Here is a 511-nt window from a genome sequence, read left to right as displayed (position 1 = left end):
TGCTCTGCGGCGCCAGCTAAACCAATAGGTCCGGTCCGTCAACACCTGGCGTCGCGGGACCATGTAAGCGGTGTTGTTGCCAAATTACGCCAGCAAATGATGCGGGCAAAAAAATGAGTCGTGAGTGCAGATAATCAAGTTGTTTAAAAATACACCAGCGCTGCCAGTGGCAGCACTGGTTAAAAAATACGCACTGCTGCCAGTGGCAGCACTGGTTAAAAAGCATGCACCGTTGCCACTGGCAGCAATGGATAGAAGTGAACGGGATAGCCTTTTGAGTTTTTGTTCGTCATGCAAAAAGAGTTTTGGATTGTTGCCAGGACAAGCTGGCGCAACTATTTCAAGCCACACATAAGTTAAACAGGATGCTTAAAATGGTTGATTCATCAAGCAATAAAGAAAACAAACCCTCTTCAACTCGCGCAGGAGCGCTCAAATCGACGTTAACCGTCCAGTTGCATACACAATATGCAATATTGTTATGGGAGGGACGGCAGCGTGAGAAAGAGTC

The 511-nt window shown here is 47.2% G+C and carries 2 protein-coding genes; both read left to right on the top strand.

The genetic code is table 11. The annotated features are described in order from the left end of the window. Window positions 1-124 precede the first annotated feature (124 nt). Window positions 125-355 carry a hypothetical protein gene (locus AC4PR2_RS29635; protein ID WP_492176143.1) on the top strand — a complete coding sequence of 77 codons (231 nt, stop codon included), beginning with the start codon at window positions 125-127 and terminating at the stop codon, window positions 353-355. A 19-nt stretch (window positions 356-374) separates the two neighbouring features. Then, window positions 375-511 (top strand): AcaB family transcriptional regulator (locus AC4PR2_RS29630; RefSeq protein ID WP_490846274.1); only part of this gene is annotated, 137 nt, incomplete at its 3' end.

This window comes from Serratia sp. A07, assembly GCF_058725505.1.
This window is presented reverse-complemented; position numbering and strand designations above follow the sequence as displayed.